Here is a 22,756-nt window from a genome sequence, read left to right as displayed (position 1 = left end):
GCGTGTCATCTCCTGCCTTATCGTCGTCTGCCGCAACTGGGGGATTTGTGGGGATATAGTCCACTTCGGGGCTGAAGTGAAAGCTGGGAGTGGACATGACGTTTCGGGGCCGGCGGCGTCGTCCGGTGAGCGCTGCGGCTCTGGTGGTCGCCGTGACCGCGGGAACCCTCGCGCTCGCGCCGCCTCTCGCGTGGGCGGCCGGGTCGGTCCTGTTCGACCAGCCGTTTCACAACAACACCGCGAACGGCATCGGCCCCGTGACGGTGCCGGGCGTCCCATCCTCCACCGTCACCAACGCCGCCTGCCTGAGCGCGGCCGGCAACTCGACCAGCGGCCCGCTGCTGAGCTGCACCACGTCCACCGACCCGCAGGGCGCGGGCAAGTTGCGCCTCACCCCCGCCATCGCCACCCGGCAGGGTGGCGTGTTCGGCGCGGTGAGCGCGCCCACCTCGCAGGGCCTGCACGTCTCCTTCAACACCTACCAGTACGGCGGCTCCAGCCCGGGAGCGGACGGCCTGGCGTTCGCGCTGGCCGCCGTCGATCCGGCGAACCCGCTGTCCCCGGCGGTCATCGGGCAGCCGGGCGGATCCCTCGGCTACTCGGCGGCGTTCAACGGCGGCTCGGTGGGTCTGTCCAACGGCTACCTGGGCGTCGGGCTGGACGTCTTCGGCAACTTCAGCAACAGCCTCTACCAGGGCTCCGGCTGCACGAATCCGCCGTACATCTCCACCACCAACACCCGGGTGCCAGGCCAGGTCGTGATCCGTGGACCGGGCCGCAACGGTGTCGGCTACTGCGCCATCAACAGCACGGCCACCAGCACCTCGTCGCCCGCGCTGACGCTGCGCGCCACCACCCGCGCCGCCTCGGTGGTGCCGGTCGAGGTGGTCGCCAACACCACGTCGTCTCCGTACACGACCGACACCGGGATCACCGTTCCGGCCGGCGAGTACCGGGTCCGATTCACCCCGGTCGGGGGATCGGCGCGGACGTTGGCCGGCAGCCTCCCGGTCGTGTCGCCAAGCCTGTACCCGTCACCGACCTGGCTGAACGCCAGCGGCTTCCCTCGGCAACTTGCCTTCGGCTGGGTGGGCTCGACCGGCTCGGTCACCGACTTCCACGAGGTCGACAACGCCCGCGCGGTCACCTTCAACCCGGTGCCGGACCTGAACGTGTCGCAGACCAGCGCGGTCGGCCTCAGCCCGCAGCCCGGCGATCCCGTCACCTACTCGATCACCGCAGGGGTCGATGCCGGGGCTACCGAGACGGCGCCGATCTCGGTCACCCAGACCGTGCCCACCGGGGTCGTACCGCGCGGGGCGTTCGGCTCCGGCTGGGTCTGCGGCGCACCGTCCGGGCAGACCATCAGCTGCACCAACAGCAACGGCCCGTTCCCCGGCGGGACCTCGCTGCCGCCGATCACTGTCGTCGCGACCGTGACCGGAAACGGAGTGACGCCGGCACTGATCCAGACCGCCACGGTGGCGACCTCGTCCTCGATCGACGCCAACCCGGGCTACTCCTCCGCCACCACGCCCGTCGCGCCGGGCATCGCACCGAGCGGCGTGACCGTCACCCCGGCGCAGAGCTCGATCGCCGGGGGCATCGCGGTCACCGTCGGCGGAAGCGACCTCGCCGCGGCGACCGCGATCACCATCGGTACGGCCGCCGAACAGCAGGCCGGTACGTCGGTGCTGCTGCTGCCGTGCACGTCCGGCCCGGCCGCCGGCTGCTTCACCGTGAACTCCGACGGCACACTCGGCATCTCCTCCATGCCCGCCCGCTCCAGCGCCGCCACGGTCACCGTCAGCGTCGTCACCCGCGGCTCCGCGGGATCGGCCAGCTACGTCTACGCGTCCGCGCCCGGCACGCCGGTCACGCCCACGGCGGTCGCGGGCGTCACCAGCGCCACCGTGAGCTGGACCGCGCCGGCGAGCAACGGAAGCCCGATCACGACGTATCTGATCACCCCGATCCGGGACGGTGTCACCCAGCCGACCCTCTCCTTCGCCGCCTCCACCACCAGTCGCACGTTGACCGGGCTGACCGCCGGCTCGTCGTACGCCTTCCGGGTGGCGGCGGTGAACGCGTACGGCACCGGCGCGGCCAGCCCGGCCTCGGCGGCGGTCGTCCCGTACACCCTGCCGGGCACTCCGACGATCACCTCGGCCACCGCGGGGACCACCGCGGCCACGCTGAGCTGGACGGCCCCGGCCAACGGCGGTTCGCCGATCACCGGTTACACCGTGACGCCGTATATCGGCGGTGTGGCGCAGACGCCGCAGACCTTCACCGGGACCGCCACGATCCAGACCGTCACCGGACTGACCGGCGGCGCGACGTACACCTTCCGGGTGGCCGCGATCAACGCGGCGGGCACCGGCGGACAGTCGGCCCCCTCCGCGTCGGTGACGGTCAACCCGCCACCGACGCTGACCTTCGCGTCACCGCCGCCCGGCAAGGCGTACGTGCCGTACCAGTACCAGCTCACGGTGGCCGGCGGAACGAGCCCGTTCGCCTGGTCGGTCAGCGCCGGGAGCCTGCCCGCCGGGCTGACCCTCGACCCGGTCACCGGCCTGCTCTCCGGTACGCCCACCGTGTCCGGAACGTTCCCGTTCACTGTCCGGGTGACCGACTCGTTCAACCAGTCCGCGACCCGGGGAGTCGAGCTGGTCATCAGCCCGCTCGGCGGGCTCTCGATCAGCATCCCGGCGATCTCCGCACTCGGCACCGTCACCTCGGACACGACCGGCGTCTCGGGCCAACTCGGGCCGGTGACCGTCACCGACGACCGCGGGCCCTTCTCCGGAAACTGGGTAAGCGTCGTCTCGAGCACGAGCTTCACCACGGGTTCCGGCTCGGGTGGCGAGGCCATCCCCAACAGCAGCATCACGTACGCCTCCGGGGCGGCCCTCGCCACCAGCGGCGTCGGAACCTTCCTCCCGCAGCCCGGCGCGGTGCTGAACACCCCGCGTACGGCCGCCGGGTGGTCCGGCCAGACCGGTGGCCCGAACTCGGCCACCTGGAGCCCCACCCTGTGGGTGACGTTCCCGGCCGGGGTGGTGGTCGGCGACTACGTGGCAGTCGTGACCCACTCCGTGATCTAGACGAGTAATTCCTAACCCTGGCTGGGGCGGTGGGCGCAGCCGGCGACCGGCGGTGACCGTCAGTGACCTCCGTGGGTGCGGATGCGGTCGTGAGCGGTATACCTCAGAGTCATATTCATACCTCTGAGGTATACCGCTGAACAGCACATCGACGCGGCGGGCAGCCAAAGCGGATCATCAACACCCTTCTCACCGCACTGGTATGTGAAGATCGATGACTGGCTCAAACGCCCTGCCCGGGTCGCACGGCCGCCGCGGTTGACCGATGCCGAGTTGTTGACCCTGGCCGTGGCGCAGGTATTGCTCGGGGTGCGGTCCGGCGTTGCCGTTGCTGAAGCGGGCTTCTGCGACCGTCATACCGCAACCGCACCCCACGCCCCGACGAACACCTACTCAAACCGATCCGACAACTCATCGAGTCGGTCAACGACACCCTCAAAAGGCCAACTCGACCTGGAACTACACGACGGCCGCAGCATCGAAGACGTCAGCGCCCGCATCGCCCAACGCCTCCCAGCCCTGACCGCCGCCATCTGGCACAACCGCAACACCGGCCAACCCGTCACCCGATAGGACTTACTCGTCTAGGGCTGCGGCGCTGCCGCGCCGATCAGGCCGGTGCGCCACCGTGAGACGTCGCTGCCCGGCCGTTCCGAGGAACGGCCGGGCAGTCTCTGGAGGTGGGGACGGGTCAGGCCAGTTGGATCCGTTGCCGGCGGATCAAATACCAGCCACCAAGGGTGATGAGCACCAGCAGGGCGATCCCGCCGACCGTGTAGACCAGCCAACTCGGCCCGGTGGATGCGGTGACCGCCATCGGCGCCGCGACGGGCAGCACGATCTTCCCGGTCGCGGTGCGTTCCACGGTCCCGCTGGCGAGCTTCGCGTGCACGTCCCAGGTGCCCGCGGGCAGGGCCTGGTTGACCTCGACCCGAACCTGGCCGCTCTGGCCGGGCAGGATCGTCACCCCGTTGGTCACCTTGAACGGGCCGGCCTGGACTGCCACCTTGCTCAGCGACAGGGTGCCGGTCATGTCCAGCGCGCGCTGACCGGTGTTGGTGACCTCCGCGGTGACTACGGGAAACTCGCCGGGTCCGGGCTCCGCGGCCAGCCCGTCGATGCGGAAGTCCGTTGGCGGCTCACCACCCGGACCGATGTCGAGGTAGACCCGGATGCCCACCCGGTGGATCTGGGTGACGTTGCCGGTGCGCTCCTTCGCGCTGCTGACCTGCGCCCAGATCGCCCCGTACCGTTCGCCCTTCGACGCCTTCTTCGGCACGGCGATCTCGACCTCGACCGGCCGTCGGTCGCCCGGGTCCAGTTCCATCCCGGCGGTCTTCAGCCGGATCCAACCGCTGAGTTCGTTGCCCGCGCGTCCCTCGGGAACGGTGAAGGCGTTGTTCTCGACCGACGCCGCGCCGGAATAGAACTCGATCTTTTGCGACTCACCGGAGGTGTTCTGCACCTCGACCCGACGGTTGATCGTCGTTCCGGGCTTCAGGTGATCCACGATGTAGACCCGGGCCCGGGGGTCCTGCACCCGACTGGCGGGGACGTCCAGCATGCGGATGCTGATCGCGGCATCCTCGGCGGGCTCCTGTCGCTGCTCCCGCACGGCAACGGCTGGTGCCGCCGAAACCCCGAGCACCACGAGGGCGACCGAGGCCAGCAGCACCAGCCGGCCGAACGGGTCAGAACACCGAATGTGTCACCGTCCCCGTGTAGACACCGTCGACGGTGCCGGTGGGCACGTTCACCACCAGGGTGGGGTTCCAGGTGGCGAAGTTGTTGCCCGTGCCGCCGGTGTGGCTCATCGCCGTCCGGGGAACGTTGATGACCACCTGCTGGGCCGCAGTGGGCTGACCGGGTGTGAAGGTGCCGCCACCGGCGGTTGCCGTCGCGGGACCCGACCAGTACAGGACGTTGATGTTCGGGATCGTCTCCCCGGAGGTGCCGCCGCCGGTGACGAAGTCGGTGGAGATGACGGTGGCGGTCCAGTTGGGGGTGAGCAACCCGCGCTGGTCCAGCACGGTGACCGGGCCGAGTTGACCGCTGACGGTCGAGCCCTCCACGCCGTGCCCGATGTTCGCCGTCGCCGGTACCGTGATCGAGAGACCACCGGCGGCGTCGATGGTGAGGGTCACGATCGTGTTGCCCGTCGTGTCGGCGGCGGCCGGCCCTGCGAGAGCGAGGGCGGCGGCAATGCCGGCCACGCCCGCGAGAAGTTTCCTGCGCATCAAGTCTCCTTCGTCCTAAATTGCCCATGAGGTGCGGTTCGGAGCGTAATTGCGCAAAGACCCCAAAAACCGGCAAACGCCGCCGAGTCACCCGGATCACGCCTGCCGCCTGGCCTTCTGCTCAGGTCAGGCCGGCACCACGTACGGAAACGCGTCGGCGCGGGCGGCCTTCGTGACGTCGGGCGTGAGGCCCGAGGTGGTGCCGGTGTTGAGGACCAGGGAGAACATCACCTCGGGCGCGTTGTCGGCCATGGTGCGGCCGTTGCGGACCGCGAAGCCGTAGTTCGCGGCCGTGCCGACCGTGTACGAGAGCACGTCCGGGTAGAGCTGCCGGGCGACGCTCCAGCCGTACGCCTGCGGGTCCGGCGCGGTGCCGTTCGCCGCGACGACCCCGGCGACCGCGGTGGCGATCTCCTCCCCGTCCTCGGGCAGGTCCTGGCGGGGGTGCCGGAAGTTCGCCGGGTCGGAGAAGTCGGTGTCGTGCGGCCAGAAGACGGGCCACATCATGGGGTGGCCCGCGCGGTTGATTTGCCGCCACCCACCCGCGTCGGTGGCCAGCAGGGTCCGACACCAGACGCCGATCTCGGTGCCCTCGCGCAGCAGCGGCTCGTCGTGCGAGACCTCCAGGACGATCGACTCGACGGTGGTGCCCGCGAAGCTGTTCTTGGCCTGGTCTGCTCGCCACGCCGAGCGGTCCACCCGCGCGCCGTTCTTGACCGCGCCGTTGATCGTGGCGAGCTCGTCGAGGTCGATGTAGAACGGGTCGGTGATCCGGCCCGCCCAGATCCGGACGCGCTGCCCGGTCGTCACCTCGCCGGTCCTGCCCTGGGCGATGGGGGTTCCCATGGCGGCGTCGTCGCGGGCGTCCGCGCCGGTGAGTTCGTACAGCTCCAGGGTCTGCGTGGCGTTGCCGTCCGGCTCGCCGAAGGCGAATCGGTAGGTCAGCTCCTCCAGGTCCGAGCCGTTGAAGTGAATCTTGAACTCGTAGCGGGCCTCGGCGTGGAAGCCGCGCTTGATGTCGGCCTTGGTCACCGAGCTGTTGACGTCCATGACGAGCACCGTGGCGCGGTCGCCGTTGAAGACGTACAGGTCGTCGATGTAGAGCTGGCCGCCCTGGGCGGCGAGGGGGGTGTCAAGGTGGTGCGACATGGGCTCACTCCCGTAACGGCTATATCCGGATTAAAACGAACATAGCGGGCGGGATGCGGCTGCCCGGTCCATCGACCGAATCAGGCTGACCCGGTGACCGGAGATGCCGCACGCGGCGGTGGGCCGTCCGAAGCGGTTCCCGGACGGCCCACCGCTCGTGCCGACCTCGTCAGAAGCGGGACCACTTCTGGTTGGCCGCGCCGAGGCAGTCCCACAGGTGCAGCTTGCCGCCGTTGTTGGGGTTGGCGTCCCGCACGTCCACGCACCTGTTGGCGCTGAGATTGACCAGGTCGCCCGCGCCGTTGAGCGTGAAGCGCTGGGCCGGATTGCCGTTGCAGCTGACCAGGTTGACCTCGGTGCCGTTGGCGGTGCCGGCCCAGGCCGGGTCCATGCACTTGCCCATCGCGCGGACGGTGCCGTCGGAGGCGAACGTCCACGCCTGCGCCGCGGTCGTGTTGCAGTCCCAGATCTGCAGCTTGGCGCCGTCGACCGGGTTGGCGCTCGGGATGTCGATGCAGCGCCCGCTCTGCGCCCCCCTGATCCGGGTGGTGCCGGGCGCCGGGTCGCCGCCGCCGGAGGTGTAGCTCGACACCCGGACGTAGTCGACCAGCATCTGCTGGGGGAGCTGCGTGGAGCCGTCCGGGTAGCCGGGCCAGTTACCGCCGACCGCCACGTTGAGGATCATGAAGAACGGGTGGTCGAACACCCACCGGTTGCCGCCGAGCCGGGCGGGGTCGACCCGGTGGTACTGCACCCCGTCCAGGTACCAGGTGATCGCGTTCGGCTCCCAGTCCACCCGGTAGTCGTGGAAGCCGTCGGCGAGCGGGCTGCCGAGGGTCCGGCTGCCGGTGATGCCGCCGCTGCCGGAGTAGCCAGGCCCGTGCACCGTGCCGTAGACGGTGTTCGGCTCCCGGCCGATGTTCTCCATGACGTCGATCTCGCCAGCGTCGGGCCACCCGCCGCCGGTGCCGAGCATCCAGAACGCCGGCCAGATGCCCTGGCCGCGCGGAATCTTGATGCGGGCCTCGAAGCGGCCGTACGTCTGGGTGAAGGTCGCCGCGCTCAGCAGCCGTGCCGAGGTGTACTCGCAGCGACCGTAGTGGCACTGGTAGTTGGCCGGGTTCTCCCGGCGGGCGGTGATGACGAGGTTGCCCTGGCCGTCGTGCACCGCGTTGCTGGTGCTGTTGGTGTAGTACTGCCGCTCGTTGTTGCCCCAGCCGCCACCGCCGATGTCGAAGCGCCATCTGCTCTGGTCGACCGGTGTGCCGGCCGGGGCGTTGAACTCGTCCTGCCAGGTGATCGGGCCGATGGCGGCCTCGGCCCGGTCGGACTGCCCCGGGAGGGTGAGGGACGCGAGGGTGGTGACGAGGGCGACCGCCGCGAGGGCGAGGGGCCGCAGGCGGGGTGCGGGACGGGCTGTGAACACGGGAGGCTCCTCAGCGGAGGGGGTGGCGGAGGCTGCGCGCCGGAGAGGTCGGAGAGCGCTCTCTGAAGTGAAGCATGTCGATATCATGACTTTCTGTCAAGAGTGTTTCCAATGCGACGGCGGTCCGTTACCGGCGGACCGCACCCCTCGATAGCGGTCGAATCGACCCTTCCTATTGCCGTGGAGCGTCCACGCGCGACAGGATGACGAGGTTCGCAGGAAACCTCCCCGTAACCTGCGTGCTGCTGGTCTCTGTCACAAGGAAGTGGGAGTCAGTCATGAGCGACGCGTCGACGGCGCTGGGTGTGCGCCTCTACCCGGACCTGGTCGAGCGGGGTGGCCTCGCCCCCGCGCTCATCGAGACCGCTGCCCGCCTGCAGCTCGACATCGGGCGGGTGACCGCCCCCGAGCAGGGACGTGCCCGGTTCACCTGCGCCGAGCTGCACTCCGATCAGGGGGTGGTCTGCATCGGGCTGGGCTCGCAGGCCCGATACTTCATGATCGACGTCCGGTCCGCGGGTGAGGTGCTCGCGCGCGGGGACTGCATGGACCTTCTCCAGGTCGCCCAGGTGGCCTCGGCCTGGCGGGCCGGGCTGACGCTCGCCGAGTTGACCGCCCGCTTCGCGTTCATGGAGGAGATCAAGCACCGCCCGGCGTCGGTGGCGCAGGCCGTCTAGCCCCGGGGCGCGTCAGCAGCGCAGGCGGGGAGGCAGCGGAGGCTCGGCGCTGACCTCCCGGTCGAGGTAGGACGCCTCGACGAAGGCGAGAAAGCGTTGCGCGTCGGAGGCGTTGGAGGCCAGGCCGAACGAGACCCGGACCGCGCCGCCGGTCGGCAGCCGCAGCGCGCCGAGGTACTCATCGATCGTGTCGATGCGTGCGAGCAGCCCTCGCCGCAACGAGGTCCCGCTGATCCCGAACGCGCCCTCACCGGCCCCCGGGTTGCAGAAGCAGCCCGTCCGCAGCGAGAAGCCGGCCGCGGCAGACTCCCGCGCCACCAGCCGCTCGTCCACCGGGGACCCGTCCGGGCGCAGGACGTTGAACGTCACGGTGCCGCCCCGACCCACGCCCGTCGTCGGCCCGTACACCCGCACCAACGGTTCGCCGGTGCGGTGCCGCAGCGCGGACAGGCGGCCCAGCAGCCACTCGGTGAGCAGACCGACCCGGGTGTGCACGAGGTCCACACCGATCGAGTCGAGCCACCGCAGCCCGAACTCGACATCCGGGATGCTCAGGAAGTTGAGCGTCCCGTCCTCGAACGCCGACTCGCCGTCCATCGAGCGGTGCCAGTCGCCCTGCACGCTGACCGCGCGGATCGTGCCACCGGCGAACCACGGCCGGCGCAGCCGGGCCAGCGCGTCGCGGCGGGCCAGCAGCGCGCCGACGCCGGTCGGGTAGCCGAAGAGCTTGTACCAGCTCAGGCAGACGAAGTCGGGTCGGACGGCACGCAGATCCAGCCGGTTCGTCGCGGCGAACGCGGCGGCGTCCAGCAGCACGTCGTAGCCGTGCCGGTGGGCCAGCTCGACCCAGTCCAACGGATGCTGCACGCCGGAGAAGTTGCTCTGCGCCGGGTACGCGAACAGTCCACCGCGACCGGACCGCCCCCGCCGCCCGGCGTCGAGCACCGTGACCAGGTCGGACTCGGAGACCCGCAGCTCCGGCCCGCTCAGCGGCACGTACCGCACCGGCGCGTCGGCCGCCCGGGCGTACTCCCGGATGCCGTTGACCGAGTTGTGGTTATCCCAGGTCAGCGCGAACGGCGCGGCCCGGCCGAAGTCGTACGCCTCGCCGACCAGTCGACAGGCGCCGCTGGCGTTCGGGGTGAAGACCACCGCGTACTCGGCCGGGTCGGCGTGGAAGAAGTCGAGCACCGCCCGCCGGGTCGACTCCACCAGCGACCCGGCCGCCACGCTGGTGGGGCTCTCCGAGTGCGGATTGCCGTAGAGGCTGGCCAGCAGCCGGTCGTGGTGCGCCCGCACCTGAGCCTGCGCGGTCACCCCGGCGCCGGCGTAGTCGAGGTAGACCTGGCCGTGCCGGTCGAGGTGCTGGTACTCGGTGGCGCGCAGCTCGTCGATCCGGGCGGTGTCGGCGTACCCGGGCAGCGCCGGCGGTGAGGGGGGAGGGGCGTGCTCAGGGGGCACGGCGGGCCTCCCGGCGCACCAGGACCGCCCACGCGGCGGCGAGGAAGACCAGCACGAAACCGCCGAGCACCAGCCAGTCGACCCAGATCGGCCGGGAGAAGCTGTCGCCGTACGTCTGCAGCAGCGGCGGGCCGAGCGGCGAGCCGCCGTCGCGCCAGAGCCGCTCCACCCCGGCGGTGTGCCCCAGCCCCTCGAACGCCCACCGGTTCGACATCGCGTAGCTGAGCCACCGGCCGCCGGCCGCCATGGCCGGCACCGGCAGGATCGCCCCGACGAACAGCACCTGCGGGAAGCACAGCATCGGCAGCATGAGCGTCGCCTGGGCCGCGTCGGAGACGGCCGCCGAGCAGAGCAGGCCGAGCGCGAGCGCGGCCGCCGAGGAGAGCAGCAGGGTCGCGTACAGGGCGGCGAAGTCGCCGCCGTCGACCGGGGGCAGCCGGTCCATGCCGCGCAGCACCCCGAGCAGGGCCAGATCCACCAGGGCGAGCAGCGGCAGCAGCACCGCGACCTTCGCCAGCAGGTACGGGAGCAGCCGGACACCGGCAAGCCGCTCCCGACGCAGGATCGGCAACTCCGTGCAGATCTGGAGCAGCCCGTAGGTCAACCCGAAGAAGAAGCCGCCGAACGCGATCCAGAACAGGATCATCACGGTGACGCTCGGGCGGGGGTTCGCCGGGTCGAAGGCGCCGGGGCGAAACAGCAGCGCGAACATGCCGAGCACCATGAGGGGTGAGCCGAGCAGGATCGCCAGCGTCAGCCGGTTGCGGGCGACGATCTCCGCGTTGCGCGCGGCGAGGAGTATCCACTGGCGAAACCGACCGACCCGCCGTGGGGCGGTCCCGCCCGGGTCGTCCGTCACGCTCGGGTGGCCGGTCGCGCCCGGGTGCTCCGTGGTGCCCGGATCGCTCCCAGCGGGGCACGGGCCGGCCGGGCCCGGGTCGACCGTGTCGGCGGCCCGGTCGGCGTCGCGGTACGCGGCGAAGCGCTCGGGCCACCTGGCCGGGTCGGACTCCTCGTCAAGCCGTAGGTGCACCTCCGCCAAGGACCGCAGGCCGAAAAACTCCCGGGCGGCGGCGGGCGTGCCGGCGTAGGCCAACCGGCCCTGGCGGGTCAGCACGACGACCCGGTCGCAACGGTCCACGTCGGTGATCTGGTGGGTGGTGAGCACGACAGTGGTCCCGGCGTCGGCGAGGGTACGCAGCACCCGGAGCAGTTCCACGGCGATCGCCGGGTCCAGCCCGGAGGTGGGCTCGTCGAGGAAGAACACGCCGGGTCGGGTCAGCAGTTCGACGGCGATGCTGGCGCGCTTGCGCTCACCGCCGCTGAGGCGGCCCACCGGCACGTCGGCCCGCTCGGTGAGCCGCAGGTCGGCGAGCACCGCGGCGACCCGACGGGACGCCTCGGCCGGGCCGGTCCCGGAGGGCAGGCGCAGCCGGGCCGCGTAGCGCAGGGTGCGGGCCAGCGGTAGCTCGCGGTGGATGATGTCGTCCTGCGGGACGAAGCCGACCGCGCCCGGCGCGGCGCTGCCGTCGTACGCCACGGTGCCCGCAGCCGGTCGGCGGACCCCGGCCAGCGTCTCCAGCAGGGTGGTCTTGCCGGCGCCGCTGACCCCGATGATCGCGACCAGCTCGCCCGGTGCGACGGTCAGGGAGATGTCGTCCAGGATGCGGTGTCCACCTTGGACAGTTTGGCCCAGGCCGGCGGCCACGATGGCGACGCCGGTACGCGGTGGTGCGGCGGTCTGCTCGGTCGTCATGTCGAGGGTGCCCGATCCGGTCGGTGACATGGTGCGCCTGACATCGCGCCTCGTCGATACTACGTCGCGCCCCGGGCGCCGCTGGGGCCTCGATCACGACGGATCATCCACACCGTCGAGGCCGAGCAGGCCCGGTCGATGGGCCGACCGGCCGACATCACCGCGGCATGAACGACCCGACCGGGGGAAGACCGACACTCCACCACCGGAAGGGGAGTCGGGATGAGAGCCGTCGTCTACGCGGACGTCCGGACCGTCGCGGTGCGGGAGGTGCCCGACGCGATGCTGGAGGCGCAGACCGACGCGCTCGTGCGGATCACCTCCACCGCGCTGTGCGGCACCGACCTGCACATGTACGACGGGCGCACCGGCGCCGACCCCGGGCTGGTGCTCGGTCACGAACCGCTGGGCGTGGTGCAGGAGGTCGGCTCGGCGGTGCAGACCGTGCGTCCGGGCACCCGCGTGGTGATCCCCACCCACCTGTTCTGCGGCACCTGCGTGATGTGCGCCCGCGGGCTCTCGGCGGCCTGCCTGCGGGCCCGGGCCGAGGGGCCGGGCGCCGCGTACGGCTACGCCGGGATGGGCCCGTACCGGGGCGCCCAGGCCGACCTGCTGCGCGTGCCGTGGGCCGACGCGAACTGCGTGCCCGTGCCGGGGGAGCCGGGTGACGCGTACGAGGACGACTTCGTGCTGCTCGCCGACGCGTTCGTGACCGGTTGGCACGCCGCGGCCACCCTCGCCGGGGTCCAGGCCGGCGACACCGTGGCCGTGTTCGGCGCCGGCACCATCGGCCTGCTCGGCGCGTACTCGGCGCTGCTACGGGGCGCGCGGGTCGTCTACTGCGTCGACGGTGTCGACGCCCGGCTCGACAAGGCCGGTGAGATCGGGGCCGTTCCGGTCGACTTCCGCCTCGGCGACCCCGTCGAGCAGATCCGTGCCGACCGCGCGCGGGCCGGCCTGCCGCTCGGCGAGGAGAAGCTGGGCGGGATCGACCGGGTCATCGACGCGGTCGGGTTCCAGGCGCGCGACCGCGAGCGCCCCGACCAGGAGCGCCCGGACCAGGTCATCGCCGACGCGGCCCGGCTGGTCAACACCGCCGGCTCGATCGGGGTCGCCGGCGTCTACCCGGACAAGGACCCGCACCCCCGGCCGGGCGCGAGCGCCCGCGAGGATCTGGTCGCGCCGTGGGGGACGCTGTTCAGCAAGGGCGTCGCGGTCCGGTTCGGCCGTACGCACGACCGCCGCTACACCGTGCTGTTGCGCGACCTGGTCGTCGCCGGTCGCGCCCGGCCCGGCGTGATCGTGACCCACCACGGCACCCTCGCGGACGCGCCGGAGCTGTACCGCAGCTTCGACCGTCGGGAGAAGGGGGTGATCAAAGCGGTGCTGCGCCCGAGCTGACCGGCCGGCGCATCGTGCCCTTGGGGCCTAATCCGCACTTAAGGGACGTTCAGTCGTGGATCCGGCTGGTGGTGCGCGTGACGAGATCACCGTCGTCGATCCGTCCCGCCATTCGAGGCGTGGGTCACACCGGCGGCCGATGGTGCTCGTCGCGTCCCTTGGGTGGTGCCGGCTGCGCCGCGCGATCAAGATCGCTCGATGGCGGCGTACTCGCGGGTAGGTTGTCCTTCGTCCGGCCGGCGGAGATCGTGCCTGGTGGCGGGCCTGGTGGCAGCGACCGGAGTTGATCACCCCCCGGCCCCGCATTTGACAACGTTGCCACCGGCAGGCCATGGTGCCAGGAGGGGCTGCGGGGACGGCTGTGACAGGCGATTATTCTGGTACGTCTATATTGCCGGATTGTTACATTTTCAACAGGCTTTCGCCTTGCGGATGGCCTGTTCACCGCAATACGTTGCCGTCAACAACAAAACCAAGTGAAGGTTCAACCTTCCGGAGGCGACGATGACGTTGGCGAGGTGGTACGAGCGATGAACGACGTGCCCACCCTCCTTGAGATGCGCTCCATCACCAAGGAGTTCCCCGGAGTCAAGGCCCTCTCCGACGTCAACCTGGTGGTTCGCGCCGGCGAGATCCATGCCATCTGCGGCGAGAACGGCGCGGGCAAGTCCACGCTGATGAAGGTCCTCAGCGGGGTCTACCCGTACGGAAGCTACGACGGCCAGATCATCTACCAGGGGTCGGAGAGCAGGTTCTCCGACATCCGGGCCAGTGAGAACGCCGGAATCGTGATCATCCACCAGGAGCTCGCGCTCATCCCGGGCATGTCGATCGCCGAGAACATCTTCCTCGGCAACGAGCCGCGCAAGCACGGCGCGATCGACTGGAAGGCCGCGAACCGGATGGCGCTGGACCTGATGGCCCGGGTCGGCCTCCAGGAGGATCCGGACACTCTGATCAAGGACATCGGTGTCGGCAAGCAGCAGCTCGTGGAGATCGCCAAGGCGTTCGCCAAGGACGTGAAGCTGCTCATCCTGGACGAGCCGACGGCGGCGCTGAACGAGACGGACTCCAAGCACCTGCTGGACCTGCTGCGTGGGTTCCGCTCGCGCGGCATCACCTCGATCATGATCTCGCACAAGCTGAATGAGATCGAGGCGATCGCCGACCAGATCACCATCCTGCGCGACGGCCGCACCGTGGAGACCCTGGACGTCAAGGCGGACGGGGTCGACGAGGACCGGATCGTGCGGGGCATGGTCGGCCGCGAGTTGGGCAGCCGCTTCCCGGACCACACCCCGAACATCGGCGAGGTCTTCTTCGAGGTCCGCGACTGGAACGTCCGGCACCCGATCTCCGCCGAGCGCCAGGTCTGCAAGAACGAGAGCTTCGTGGTGCGCCGCGGCGAGATCGTCGGCTTCGCCGGCCTGATGGGCGCGGGCCGCACCGAACTCGCGATGAGTGTCTTCGGCCGCTCCTACGGGGTGTACGAGTCGGGCACGATCATCAAGGACGGCAAGGAGATCGTCCTCAAGTCGGTCGCGGACGCGATCGACAACGGGCTCGCGTACGTCAGCGAGGACCGCAAGGCGATCGGCCTCAACCTGCTCGACGACATCAAGTCCTCGACGGTGGCCGCCAAGCTGTCCAAGATCTCCCACCACGGCGTCCTGAACGAGGTCGAGGAGTACCAGGCGGCCGAGGCGTACCGCAAGGAGTTGCGGACCAAGGCCCCGACGGTCGACGAGAGCGTCTCCAAGCTCTCCGGCGGCAACCAGCAGAAGGTCGTTCTGGCCAAGTGGATGTTCACCGACCCGGACCTGCTGATCCTCGACGAGCCGACGCGCGGCATCGACGTGGGTGCCAAGTACGAGATCTACGGCATCATCCAGCGGCTCGCCGACCAGGGGAAGGGCATCGTCGTCATCTCCTCGGAGCTGCCTGAGCTGATCGGGCTCTGCGACCGCATCTACACCGTGTTCGAAGGCGCCATCACGGGCGAGATCGCCCGGGCCGACGCGACCCCGGAGAACCTCATGAAGCAGATGACCTCGACGAAGAAGATGTTGACACGATGAGCCGATTGAAGGACCTTCAGAAGAACCTCTTCGGAGGCACCACCTCCAACGCTCGCCAGTTCGGGATGATCTTCACCCTGGTGGCGATCGTCGTCCTGTTCCAGATCCTGACCGACGGCCTTACCCTGCGGTCGGACAACCTGATCGCGCTGTTCCAGCAGAACTCGTACATTCTGATCCTGGCCATCGGCATGCTCATGGTGATCGTCGCCGGGCACATCGACCTCTCGGTCGGGTCCGTCGCCGCCTTCTCGGGCATCCTGGTGGCGAAGGCGATGGCCGACTGGTCACTGCCCTGGCCCCTCGCCATCCTCTTCGGCCTCGGAGTCGGTGCCCTCATCGGTGCCTGGCAGGGCTTCTGGGTGGCCTACATCGGGGTGCCCGCGTTCATCGTGACCCTGGCCGGCATGCTGCTCTTCCGCGGCGGCAACCAGTTCATCGGTAACGCCAACACCATCCCGGTGCCCGAGGGCTTCCGGCAGATCGGCTCCGGCTTCCTGCCCGAGTTCGGGCCGGACACCGGCTACAACAACGCCACACTGCTGCTCGGCCTCGCCGCGGCGGTGGCTGTGGTGTGGCGCGAACTCCAGGCGCGCAAGACCCGCCGCGAGATGGACGCCGACCCGGCGCCGATGTGGATCTCGATCCTGCGGATGGGCGTCATGGTCGGGGTCATCGCCTTCGCCGCGCTGCGCTTCGCCAGCGGTCGCGTCGGCACCAGCTTCCCGATCTCCGGCATCATCCTTGTCGCGCTTGTCATCGCGTACTCCTTCTACACCCGCAACACGGCCGGCGGCCGGCACATCTACGCGGTGGGCGGCAACTCCCGGGCGGCCGAGCTGTCCGGCGTGAAGCTCAAGCGGGTCAACTTCTTCGTCATGATGAACATGTCCGTCCTGGCAGCGCTGGCCGGCATGATCTTCGTGGCCCGTTCGGCGGCCTCCGGTCCGCAGGACGGCAACGGCTGGGAGCTGGACGCGATCGCCGCGGTCTTCATCGGCGGCGCGGCCGTCTCCGGAGGTATCGGCACCATCAGCGGGTCGATCGTTGGTGGTCTCGTGATGGCCGTGCTCAACAACGGCCTGCAACTGATGGGCGTCGGCACCGACCGCGTCCAGATCATCAAGGGGCTGGTTCTGCTGCTGGCCGTCGCGATCGACGTCTACAACAAGAGCCAGGGTCGTTTCTCGATCATCGGAAGCCTGATGCGGCCATTCCGTCGCGAGGAATCCGGACCGCCCGCCTCACCGCCGGACGCGGAGCGCGAGCCCGCCAAGGCAGCGGTGTCCGGCTGAACGGCCACCGACCCTCACCACCCGTCTCCACCCTTTCCAGAAAGGCAAGTCCTCACCATGCGTAAATCCTTCGGCACGTCGGTGGTGGCCATCAGCGCCGCCGCCATGCTGGCCCTCGCCGGCTGCGGCTCCGGCCGTAGCGAGGAGTCCGGTGGCTCCAACGGAGACGCCAAGGGCTTCGCGGCGAACTCGCTGATCGGCGTCGCCCTGCCGGCCAAGACCTCGGAGAACTGGGTCCTCGCCGGTGACCTCTTCAGCAACGGTCTCAAGGAGGCCGGTTTCCAGGCTGACGTGCAGTACGCCGGCGCGTCGACCACGGTCGCCGACCAGCAGGCCCAGATCACCGCCATGACCACCAAGGGCGCCAAGGTCATCGTCATCGGCGCGACCGACGCCGCGCAGCTGTCGACCCAGGTCGCCGCGGCGCACGCCGCCGGCGTGAAGGTGATCGCGTACGACCGGCTCATCACCAACACGCCGGACCTCGACTACTACGTCGCGTTCGACAACTTCAAGGTCGGCCAGCTCCAGGGCCAGGCCCTGCTGGACGGCATGAAGGCCAAGAAGCCGAACGGCCCGTACAACATCGAGCTGTTCTCCGGCTCGCCGGACGACAACAACGCCGGTGTCTTCTTCAACGGCGCGATGGACGTGCTCAAGCCGGAGATCGACAAGGGCAACGTCGTCGTCGCTTCGAAGCAGACCGACGTCAAGCAGACCGCCATCCAGGGCTGGAAGGCCGAGGGTGCGCAGGCCCGCATGGACCAGCTGCTCACCTCGACCTACGGCAACAAGGAGCTGGACGGCGTCCTGTCCCCGAACGACACGCTGGCCCGCGCCATCCTGACCTCGGTCAAGGGCGCTGGCAAGCCGGTCCCGGTCGTCACCGGTCAGGACTCCGAGGTCGAGTCGGTCAAGTCGATCGTCGCTGGCGAGCAGTACATGACGATCAACAAGGACACCCGCAACCTGGTGAAGGAGACCATCAACATGGTCAAGGCTCTCCAGGCCGGCGACAAGCCGCAGGTGAACGACACCGAGTCCTACAACAACGGCAGCAAGGTCGTCGACACGTTCCTGCTCCCGCCGGTCGCCGTCACCAAGGCGAACGCCGCCGAGGCGTACGCCAACGACCCGAAGCTCGCGCCGCTCACCAAGTAATCACCACACGGTAGGCAGCAACGACGATGGGTCCCGGATCTCCTCTTCCGGGACCCATCGTCGTCCGGGCGCCCCGCACCACCCGGCAGCGACCCGGAAGGAGATCTGACCGTGGGCACACCCTTCCGGTCCAGGCCAGCCGGCGTCGGCCGTAACCCCGAATCTCCGCTGCCCTCGGTCCCCGGCGCCAGCCAGGAGGAGATCCGACGGCAGAACCTCGGCGCCGTGCTGCGCTACGTGCACCTGCACGGACCGACGTCCCGAGCCGAGCTGACCAGCCGGCTCGGCCTCAACCGCAGCACCATCGGCGCACTCGCCGCCGACCTGGTCGCCAGTGGCCTGGTCACCGAGGAGGTGCCGACCACCGCCCGCCGGGCCGGCCGGCCCTCCCTGGTGGTCAGCCCCCGCTCCGAGCGGGTGTACGCGCACGCCCTGAGCATCGACGCGGACCGGCTGCGCGCGGCGCGGGTCGGCCTCGGCGGGCGCATCCTCGACCTGCGGGAGGTCGCCCGACCCGGCGGCATGTCGGCGGTCGACGCCGTCGGGCCGCTCGCTGACCTGCTCCGCGACATGGAACGCGCGGTGGCCCCCGACGCGCTGCTCGTCGGAGGCGCGGTCGCGGTGACCGACACCACCCGCAACCCGGACGGCGAGATCCAGGTCGCCAGCGTCGAGGCGACCCTCGGCGCGGCGCTCGAGGCCGAGCTGTCCGCCTGCCCCGGCTTCGTGGCCGGAGACCTGGCCGACATCGCAGGCCTCGCCGAGCACGTACGAGGCGTGACGGCCGGCGTCGACGACCTCATCTACCTGCACGGCGACGTGGGGATCAGCGCCGGCATCATCGTCGGTGGCCGGGTGGTGATCGGCCACCGGGGGCACAGCGGCAAGGTCGGCCACATGGTCGTCAACCCGAACGGCCTGCCGTGCGGCTGCGGCTCTCGTGGCTGCTGGGAGACCGAGATCGGTGAGGCCGCGCTGCTGCGCCACGCCGGCCGGGACCCCCGCGACCGCGCCGCCGTGACCGAGGTGCTGCGCGCGGCGGCGGACGGCGATCCGGCCGCCCTCCAGGCCGTCGAGCAGGTCGCCGACTGGCTCGGCTTCGGCGTGGCCAACCTGGTCAACGTGGTCAATCCCGACGCCGTGGTGTTCGGTGGCTCGCTGCGCGACATCTTCATCGCCGCCGCGGACACGGTGCGTCGACGGCTGGACGCCATGCCGTTGCCGGCCTCCCGCGAGCACCTGCGGCTGCGCGCGGCGGCGCTCGGCCGCGACGCCGTTCTGATCGGCGCCGCCGAGCTGGCCTTCGACAAGCTGTTGGCCGATCCGCTGAACGTCGGCGTGGTGGGCCAGTCGAAGACCACCGCGCCGGCGTAGCTCCCGCTGGGCTGCTGGCCGTCGGCTCGGCGGCGTCGCGGTCCTGTCGGTGCCCGCCGTTAGGGTCGGCGGCGTGGTTCCCCACCAACTCGATCGTGCGCAGGCACGGCGGATCGCCGTGCAGGCGCAACTGCTGGCCGCCCCTCGGCCGACCGACCTGCTGACCGTGGTGCGTCAGCTGACCCTGGTGCAGATCGATCCGACGGCCGCCGTCGCGCCGAGCGCGGACCTGGTCTGCTGGAGTCGGCTCGGCTCGTCGTACGAGCCGGCGCACCTGCGACAGGCCCTCGAACGGGACCGGACGCTCTTCGAGCACCAGGCGATGGTGCGTCCCATGGACGACCTGGGGCTCTACCTCGCCGCGATGGCGGCCTGGCCCATGCACGAGCGGCCGCGCGCGTGGCTGCGGAGCAACGACTCGTTCCGCCGTGACGTGCTCGACCTGCTCGCACGCAGCGGGCCGTTGCTCTCCCGCGACATTCCGGACACCTGCGTGGTGCCCTGGCCCTCGTCCGGGTGGACCAACAACCGCAACGTCACCCAGATGTTGGAGTTCCTGGTGCTGCGCGGCGAGGTCGCGGTCGCCGGCCGCCGGGGCCGGCAGCGCCTGTGGGACGTGGCCGAGCGGGTCTACCCGGCCGGCACACCGATCGTCGGGCCGCAGGAGGCACACCGGCTCCGCAACGAGCGGCGGCTGCGGGCCCTGGGCATCGCGCGGGCAAGGGCGATGGTCGTCCCCGGTGAGCCGGCGGACGTCGGCGCCGCCGGGGAGCCGGCGGTCGTCGAGGGCGTCCCGGGTGTCTGGCGGGTCGATCCGGCCGCGCTCGGGCAGCCCTTCACCGGGCGTACGGCGGTGTTGTCGCCCTTCGACCGGCTGGTGCACGACCGGGTCCGCCTCGCCGAGCTCTTCGAGTACGAGTACGTGCTGGAGATGTACAAGCCGAAGGCCAGCCGGCGGTGGGGCTACTTCGCGTTGCCGATCCTGCACGGCGACCGGCTGGTCGGGAAGGTCGACGCCACGGCCGACCGTCGAGGCGGCACGTTCACGGTGCACGCCGTGCACGAGGACGTGCCCTTCACCCCGGAGCTGACCCGAGCCGTGCACGGCGAGCTGCGCGACCTCGCGTCCTGGCTCGAACTGACCGTCGAGGGCCTGCGCTGACGGGTGATCGCCGGGGCCCCCGTGGCTCCGGCGATCACCCACCCCGACTACGCGATCCGGCGGACCCGACGCACGGCGAGGTAGAGCAGGAGCACGGCGAGGGCGACGAAGATGCCCGTCTCGATGCTCTGGAACAACCAGAACCGGTCCGCCGGCTGGTACAGCTCCCAGTTGTACGCGCCCGGTCCCAGGCCCAGCTCGGCGCCGCAGGTCTGACCGGTCGGGCCCTTGCCACCCGGCGGGCACTGGATCCGGGTGTTCTCCGCCGCCATCGTGCCGTCCGCGTTGCGGATTCCCACGGCGAGAACCCAGTTGCCCCGGTCTCCCTCCGGAATCCCGGGGCCCTCGATCGGGAAGGTCTGGGTGCGGGCGGGCTGGTAGTGCGGTCGGGCCAGCATCTCCACCGCCGCCCGTACGCCGATGAACCCGGCCAGGGTGATGCCCATGGCGGGCAGCATCCGCTTGAAGATGGTGCCGGCGAAGATGCCGAGCGCCACGGCGAAGAGGGTGTAGCCGATCGGCACGATGCCCTGCAGGTCGAAGACGATCACGCCGAGTCGGCCCTGGTGCGCGGCCTGGGTGAGCGGTTCGACCCACCACGACATGCCCAGTCCGTAGCCGACCGCGAGGAGCACGACGGCACCGCCGACCAACCCGAACTTGACCAGCGCCCAGCGGGTGCGGCCGACGCCCTGGGTCCAGACGAACCGGTGCGTACCCTGCTCCACCTCGCGAGCCACCAGCGGTGCGCCCCAGAACAGGCCGACGAGCACCGGCAGGGTGATCAGCAGCACCGCCACCAGGTTCAGGCTGTCGTACCGGTCGCTGAAACGGCGCAGGCCCACGTCGCAGGTCTGCGCGGCAGCCTCGCTGAGCTCGGACGGACGTAGACACCCCGCCAGCCCGAGGTCGGCGAAGGTGTGCCGCATCGACAGGCCGATCGGCACCAGCACGGCGGCGAGCACCAGGAACCCCAGGAGGGTGTAGAACGCCAGCTTGCGGTGTTGCCGCCAGGTCAGCCAGATCATGCCGCCACCCCCCACTCGCTGTGACTGGTCTGCGCGACGCCGTCGGCCAGGTAGGCCAGGACGACGTCCTCCAGGCTGACGTCGCGCACCGTCCAGCCGGGGTCGGTGACCGGGCCGTCGGTGCGCACCAGCAGCGTGGACTGCCGGTCGGTGTGGCTGGCCCGGACCACGTGCGCGACGCCGCCGATCGGATCGCCGTCGTGCCGCGGGCCGACCAGCTGCCGGTGCGCGGCCACCAGGTCGTCGACCGAGCCGGTGAGCTGCACCTGGGCGGCGTTGAGCACGATCAGGTAGTCGCAGACGCGCTCCAGGTCGGCCAGCAGGTGCGAGGAGAGCAGAACTGTGGTCCCGGAGTCCGCGACGCTGCCCATCAGCGACTGGAGGAACTCCCGCCGGGCCAGCGGATCGAGGCTGGCCACCGGCTCGTCGAGCAGCAGCAGCCGGGGTTGCTTGGCCAGCGCCAGAGCGAGCGCCACCTGGGCCCGTTGCCCGCCGGAGAGTTTGCCGACCGGCTTGTCGGGCGGTATCCCGAGCTGCGCCAACCGGGTCCGGGCCAGCGCCGCGTCCCACCGCCTGTTCAGCTTGCCGCCGGCGATGACCAGCTCGGCGGCGGTGAAGTCCCGGTACAGCGGGGTGTCCTGGGCGACGAACCCGATGTCGGCCAGCCCATCCGTGTCGCCGTACGGCGACCTGCCGAACACCCGCACCGCGCCCTCGTCGGGCTTGAGCAGCCCGACGGCCAGGTGCAGCAACGTGCTCTTGCCCGCGCCGTTGGGCCCGACCAGCGCGGCGATCCGGCCGGCCGGAAGGTGCAGCGAACAGTCCCGTAGCGCCCACGTTCTGCCGTACCGCTTGCCCAGCCGGTCGGCCTCCAAGACCATGTCCATCCTCTGTCCTCTCGTCGCGCCGCGTGCTCGCTGCGCTCGCCCGCTCACGCGGGTTCCTTCTGTGGGGTGTCGTCGGCGAGGGTGGCGCGCAGCGTGGTCTCCACCAGGGCGACGACGTCCTCGGCCGTGAGGCCGGCGGCCTGCGCCCGGTGCAGCCACGCCACGAGGTCGTCGCGCAGCTCGGCCTGATTGGGCAGGGACGCGCCGGCGAGGGTGCGCTGGACGAACGTGCCCACCCCCGGTCGGCCGCCGACCAGACCCTCGATCTCCAGCTCCCGGTACGCCTTCAGCACCGTGTTCGGGTTGATCGCCAGTGACTGGGCGACGTCCCGGACCTTCGGCAGCTGGTCCCCGGGTGCGAGCAGACCGACGCGCAGCGCCTGCTTCACCTGCTGCACGAGCTGCATGTAGGTGTTCACCTTCGACCGGCTGTCCAGCACGAACTCGATCACTCGTGATGATCCTTCCTGTTGTCCTACGACAGTAGGACTAATAGACAGCTTGGGGGGACGCGCGCCCACTGTCAAGCGGCTGACCCGCCGGTCACCCCGGGGCCA

General features: G+C 70.5%; 18 protein-coding genes. 9 read left to right on the top strand and 9 right to left on the bottom strand.

Going from position 1 to position 22,756, the window contains the following annotated elements; translation table 11 throughout:
• Positions 1-95 precede the first annotated feature (95 nt).
• Together OG505_RS17100 and OG505_RS17095 are read left to right on the top strand one after the other, a co-directional pair.
• Positions 96-3,107, top strand: a complete 3,012-nt coding sequence (locus OG505_RS17100) for a fibronectin type III domain-containing protein (protein ID WP_405425642.1) — start codon at positions 96-98, stop codon at positions 3,105-3,107.
• A gap of 204 nt (positions 3,108-3,311) precedes the next feature.
• Complete coding sequence (locus tag OG505_RS17095) at positions 3,312-3,680, top strand: hypothetical protein (protein ID WP_405425640.1); 369 nt, start codon at positions 3,312-3,314, stop codon at positions 3,678-3,680.
• 118 nt (positions 3,681-3,798) lie between these two features.
• On the opposite strand, the gene OG505_RS17090 is transcribed toward OG505_RS17095, so the two are convergent.
• The 4 genes from OG505_RS17090 to OG505_RS17075 all read right to left on the bottom strand — a co-directional run bounded on the left by OG505_RS17090 (position 3,799) and on the right by OG505_RS17075 (position 7,919).
• Positions 3,799-4,782, bottom strand: coding sequence for a hypothetical protein (locus OG505_RS17090; protein ID WP_405425638.1), 984 nt, complete (start codon positions 4,780-4,782; stop codon positions 3,799-3,801).
• Between the two features lie 16 nt (positions 4,783-4,798).
• Positions 4,799-5,344, bottom strand: a complete 546-nt coding sequence (locus tag OG505_RS17085) for a hypothetical protein (RefSeq protein WP_405425637.1) — start codon at positions 5,342-5,344, stop codon at positions 4,799-4,801.
• Between the two features lie 126 nt (positions 5,345-5,470).
• Complete coding sequence (locus OG505_RS17080) at positions 5,471-6,493, bottom strand: DUF4331 family protein (protein WP_405425636.1); 1,023 nt, start codon at positions 6,491-6,493, stop codon at positions 5,471-5,473.
• A gap of 169 nt (positions 6,494-6,662) precedes the next feature.
• On the bottom strand, positions 6,663-7,919 hold the full coding sequence (locus tag OG505_RS17075) for a family 16 glycosylhydrolase (RefSeq protein ID WP_405425635.1): 1,257 nt from the start codon (positions 7,917-7,919) through the stop codon (positions 6,663-6,665).
• A 278-nt stretch (positions 7,920-8,197) separates the two neighbouring features.
• On the opposite strand from OG505_RS17075, the gene OG505_RS17070 reads away from it, so the two are divergent.
• Entirely contained in the window at positions 8,198-8,596 is a 399-nt protein-coding gene (locus OG505_RS17070) for a hypothetical protein (RefSeq protein ID WP_405425633.1), read from the top strand.
• A gap of 12 nt (positions 8,597-8,608) precedes the next feature.
• On the opposite strand, the gene OG505_RS17065 is transcribed toward OG505_RS17070, so the two are convergent.
• Together OG505_RS17065 and OG505_RS17060 are read right to left on the bottom strand one after the other, a co-directional pair.
• A complete protein-coding gene (locus tag OG505_RS17065; RefSeq protein WP_405425632.1) occupies positions 8,609-10,057 on the bottom strand; it encodes an aminotransferase class V-fold PLP-dependent enzyme in 1,449 nt (482 codons plus the stop codon).
• Positions 10,047-11,813 carry an ATP-binding cassette domain-containing protein gene (locus tag OG505_RS17060; protein WP_405425630.1) on the bottom strand — a complete coding sequence of 589 codons (1,767 nt, stop codon included), beginning with the start codon at positions 11,811-11,813 and terminating at the stop codon, positions 10,047-10,049. Before OG505_RS17060 ends, OG505_RS17065 begins: the two co-directional genes overlap by 11 nt.
• Positions 11,814-12,035: 222 nt before the next feature.
• On the opposite strand from OG505_RS17060, the gene OG505_RS17055 reads away from it, so the two are divergent.
• The 6 genes from OG505_RS17055 (at position 12,036) to OG505_RS17030 (ending at position 20,284) form a co-directional block, all read left to right on the top strand.
• Positions 12,036-13,214 (top strand): glutathione-independent formaldehyde dehydrogenase, encoded by a 1,179-nt coding sequence (locus OG505_RS17055; RefSeq protein WP_405425628.1) that lies wholly within the window; start codon positions 12,036-12,038, stop codon positions 13,212-13,214.
• 530 nt (positions 13,215-13,744) lie between these two features.
• The gene (gene mmsA / locus OG505_RS17050) at positions 13,745-15,292 is read left to right on the top strand and encodes a multiple monosaccharide ABC transporter ATP-binding protein (RefSeq protein WP_405425627.1); all 1,548 of its coding nucleotides are present in this window, start codon (positions 13,745-13,747) and stop codon (positions 15,290-15,292) included.
• Complete coding sequence (gene mmsB, locus OG505_RS17045) at positions 15,289-16,587, top strand: multiple monosaccharide ABC transporter permease (protein WP_053652775.1); 1,299 nt, start codon at positions 15,289-15,291, stop codon at positions 16,585-16,587. The genes mmsA and mmsB overlap by 4 nt, the downstream gene beginning before the upstream one ends.
• Positions 16,588-16,644: 57 nt before the next feature.
• Positions 16,645-17,748 carry a substrate-binding domain-containing protein gene (locus OG505_RS17040; protein ID WP_405425626.1) on the top strand — a complete coding sequence of 368 codons (1,104 nt, stop codon included), beginning with the start codon at positions 16,645-16,647 and terminating at the stop codon, positions 17,746-17,748.
• A 111-nt stretch (positions 17,749-17,859) separates the two neighbouring features.
• Positions 17,860-19,122 (top strand): ROK family protein, encoded by a 1,263-nt coding sequence (locus OG505_RS17035; RefSeq protein ID WP_405425625.1) that lies wholly within the window; start codon positions 17,860-17,862, stop codon positions 19,120-19,122.
• Positions 19,123-19,195: 73 nt separating this feature from the next.
• Positions 19,196-20,284 (top strand): DNA glycosylase AlkZ-like family protein, encoded by a 1,089-nt coding sequence (locus tag OG505_RS17030; RefSeq protein WP_405425624.1) that lies wholly within the window; start codon positions 19,196-19,198, stop codon positions 20,282-20,284.
• Positions 20,285-20,331: 47 nt separating this feature from the next.
• On the opposite strand, the gene OG505_RS17025 is transcribed toward OG505_RS17030, so the two are convergent.
• Genes OG505_RS17025 through OG505_RS17015 form a run of 3 tightly spaced genes read right to left on the bottom strand, consistent with a single transcriptional unit; the run spans position 20,332 to position 22,651 of the window.
• Complete coding sequence (locus OG505_RS17025; RefSeq protein ID WP_405425622.1) at positions 20,332-21,312, bottom strand: ABC transporter permease; 981 nt, start codon at positions 21,310-21,312, stop codon at positions 20,332-20,334.
• The gene (locus tag OG505_RS17020) at positions 21,309-22,199 is read right to left on the bottom strand and encodes an ABC transporter ATP-binding protein (RefSeq protein WP_405425619.1); all 891 of its coding nucleotides are present in this window, start codon (positions 22,197-22,199) and stop codon (positions 21,309-21,311) included. The genes OG505_RS17025 and OG505_RS17020 overlap by 4 nt, the downstream gene beginning before the upstream one ends.
• A gap of 44 nt (positions 22,200-22,243) precedes the next feature.
• A complete protein-coding gene (locus OG505_RS17015) occupies positions 22,244-22,651 on the bottom strand; it encodes a GntR family transcriptional regulator (RefSeq protein WP_355068880.1) in 408 nt (135 codons plus the stop codon).
• Positions 22,652-22,756 lie beyond the last annotated feature (105 nt).

This window comes from Micromonospora sp. NBC_00617, from assembly GCF_045161355.1.
Taxonomy (GTDB): domain Bacteria; phylum Actinomycetota; class Actinomycetes; order Mycobacteriales; family Micromonosporaceae; genus Micromonospora.
Note: the sequence above shows the minus strand (reverse complement) of the source record. Positions and strands in the feature narration are given on the sequence as shown.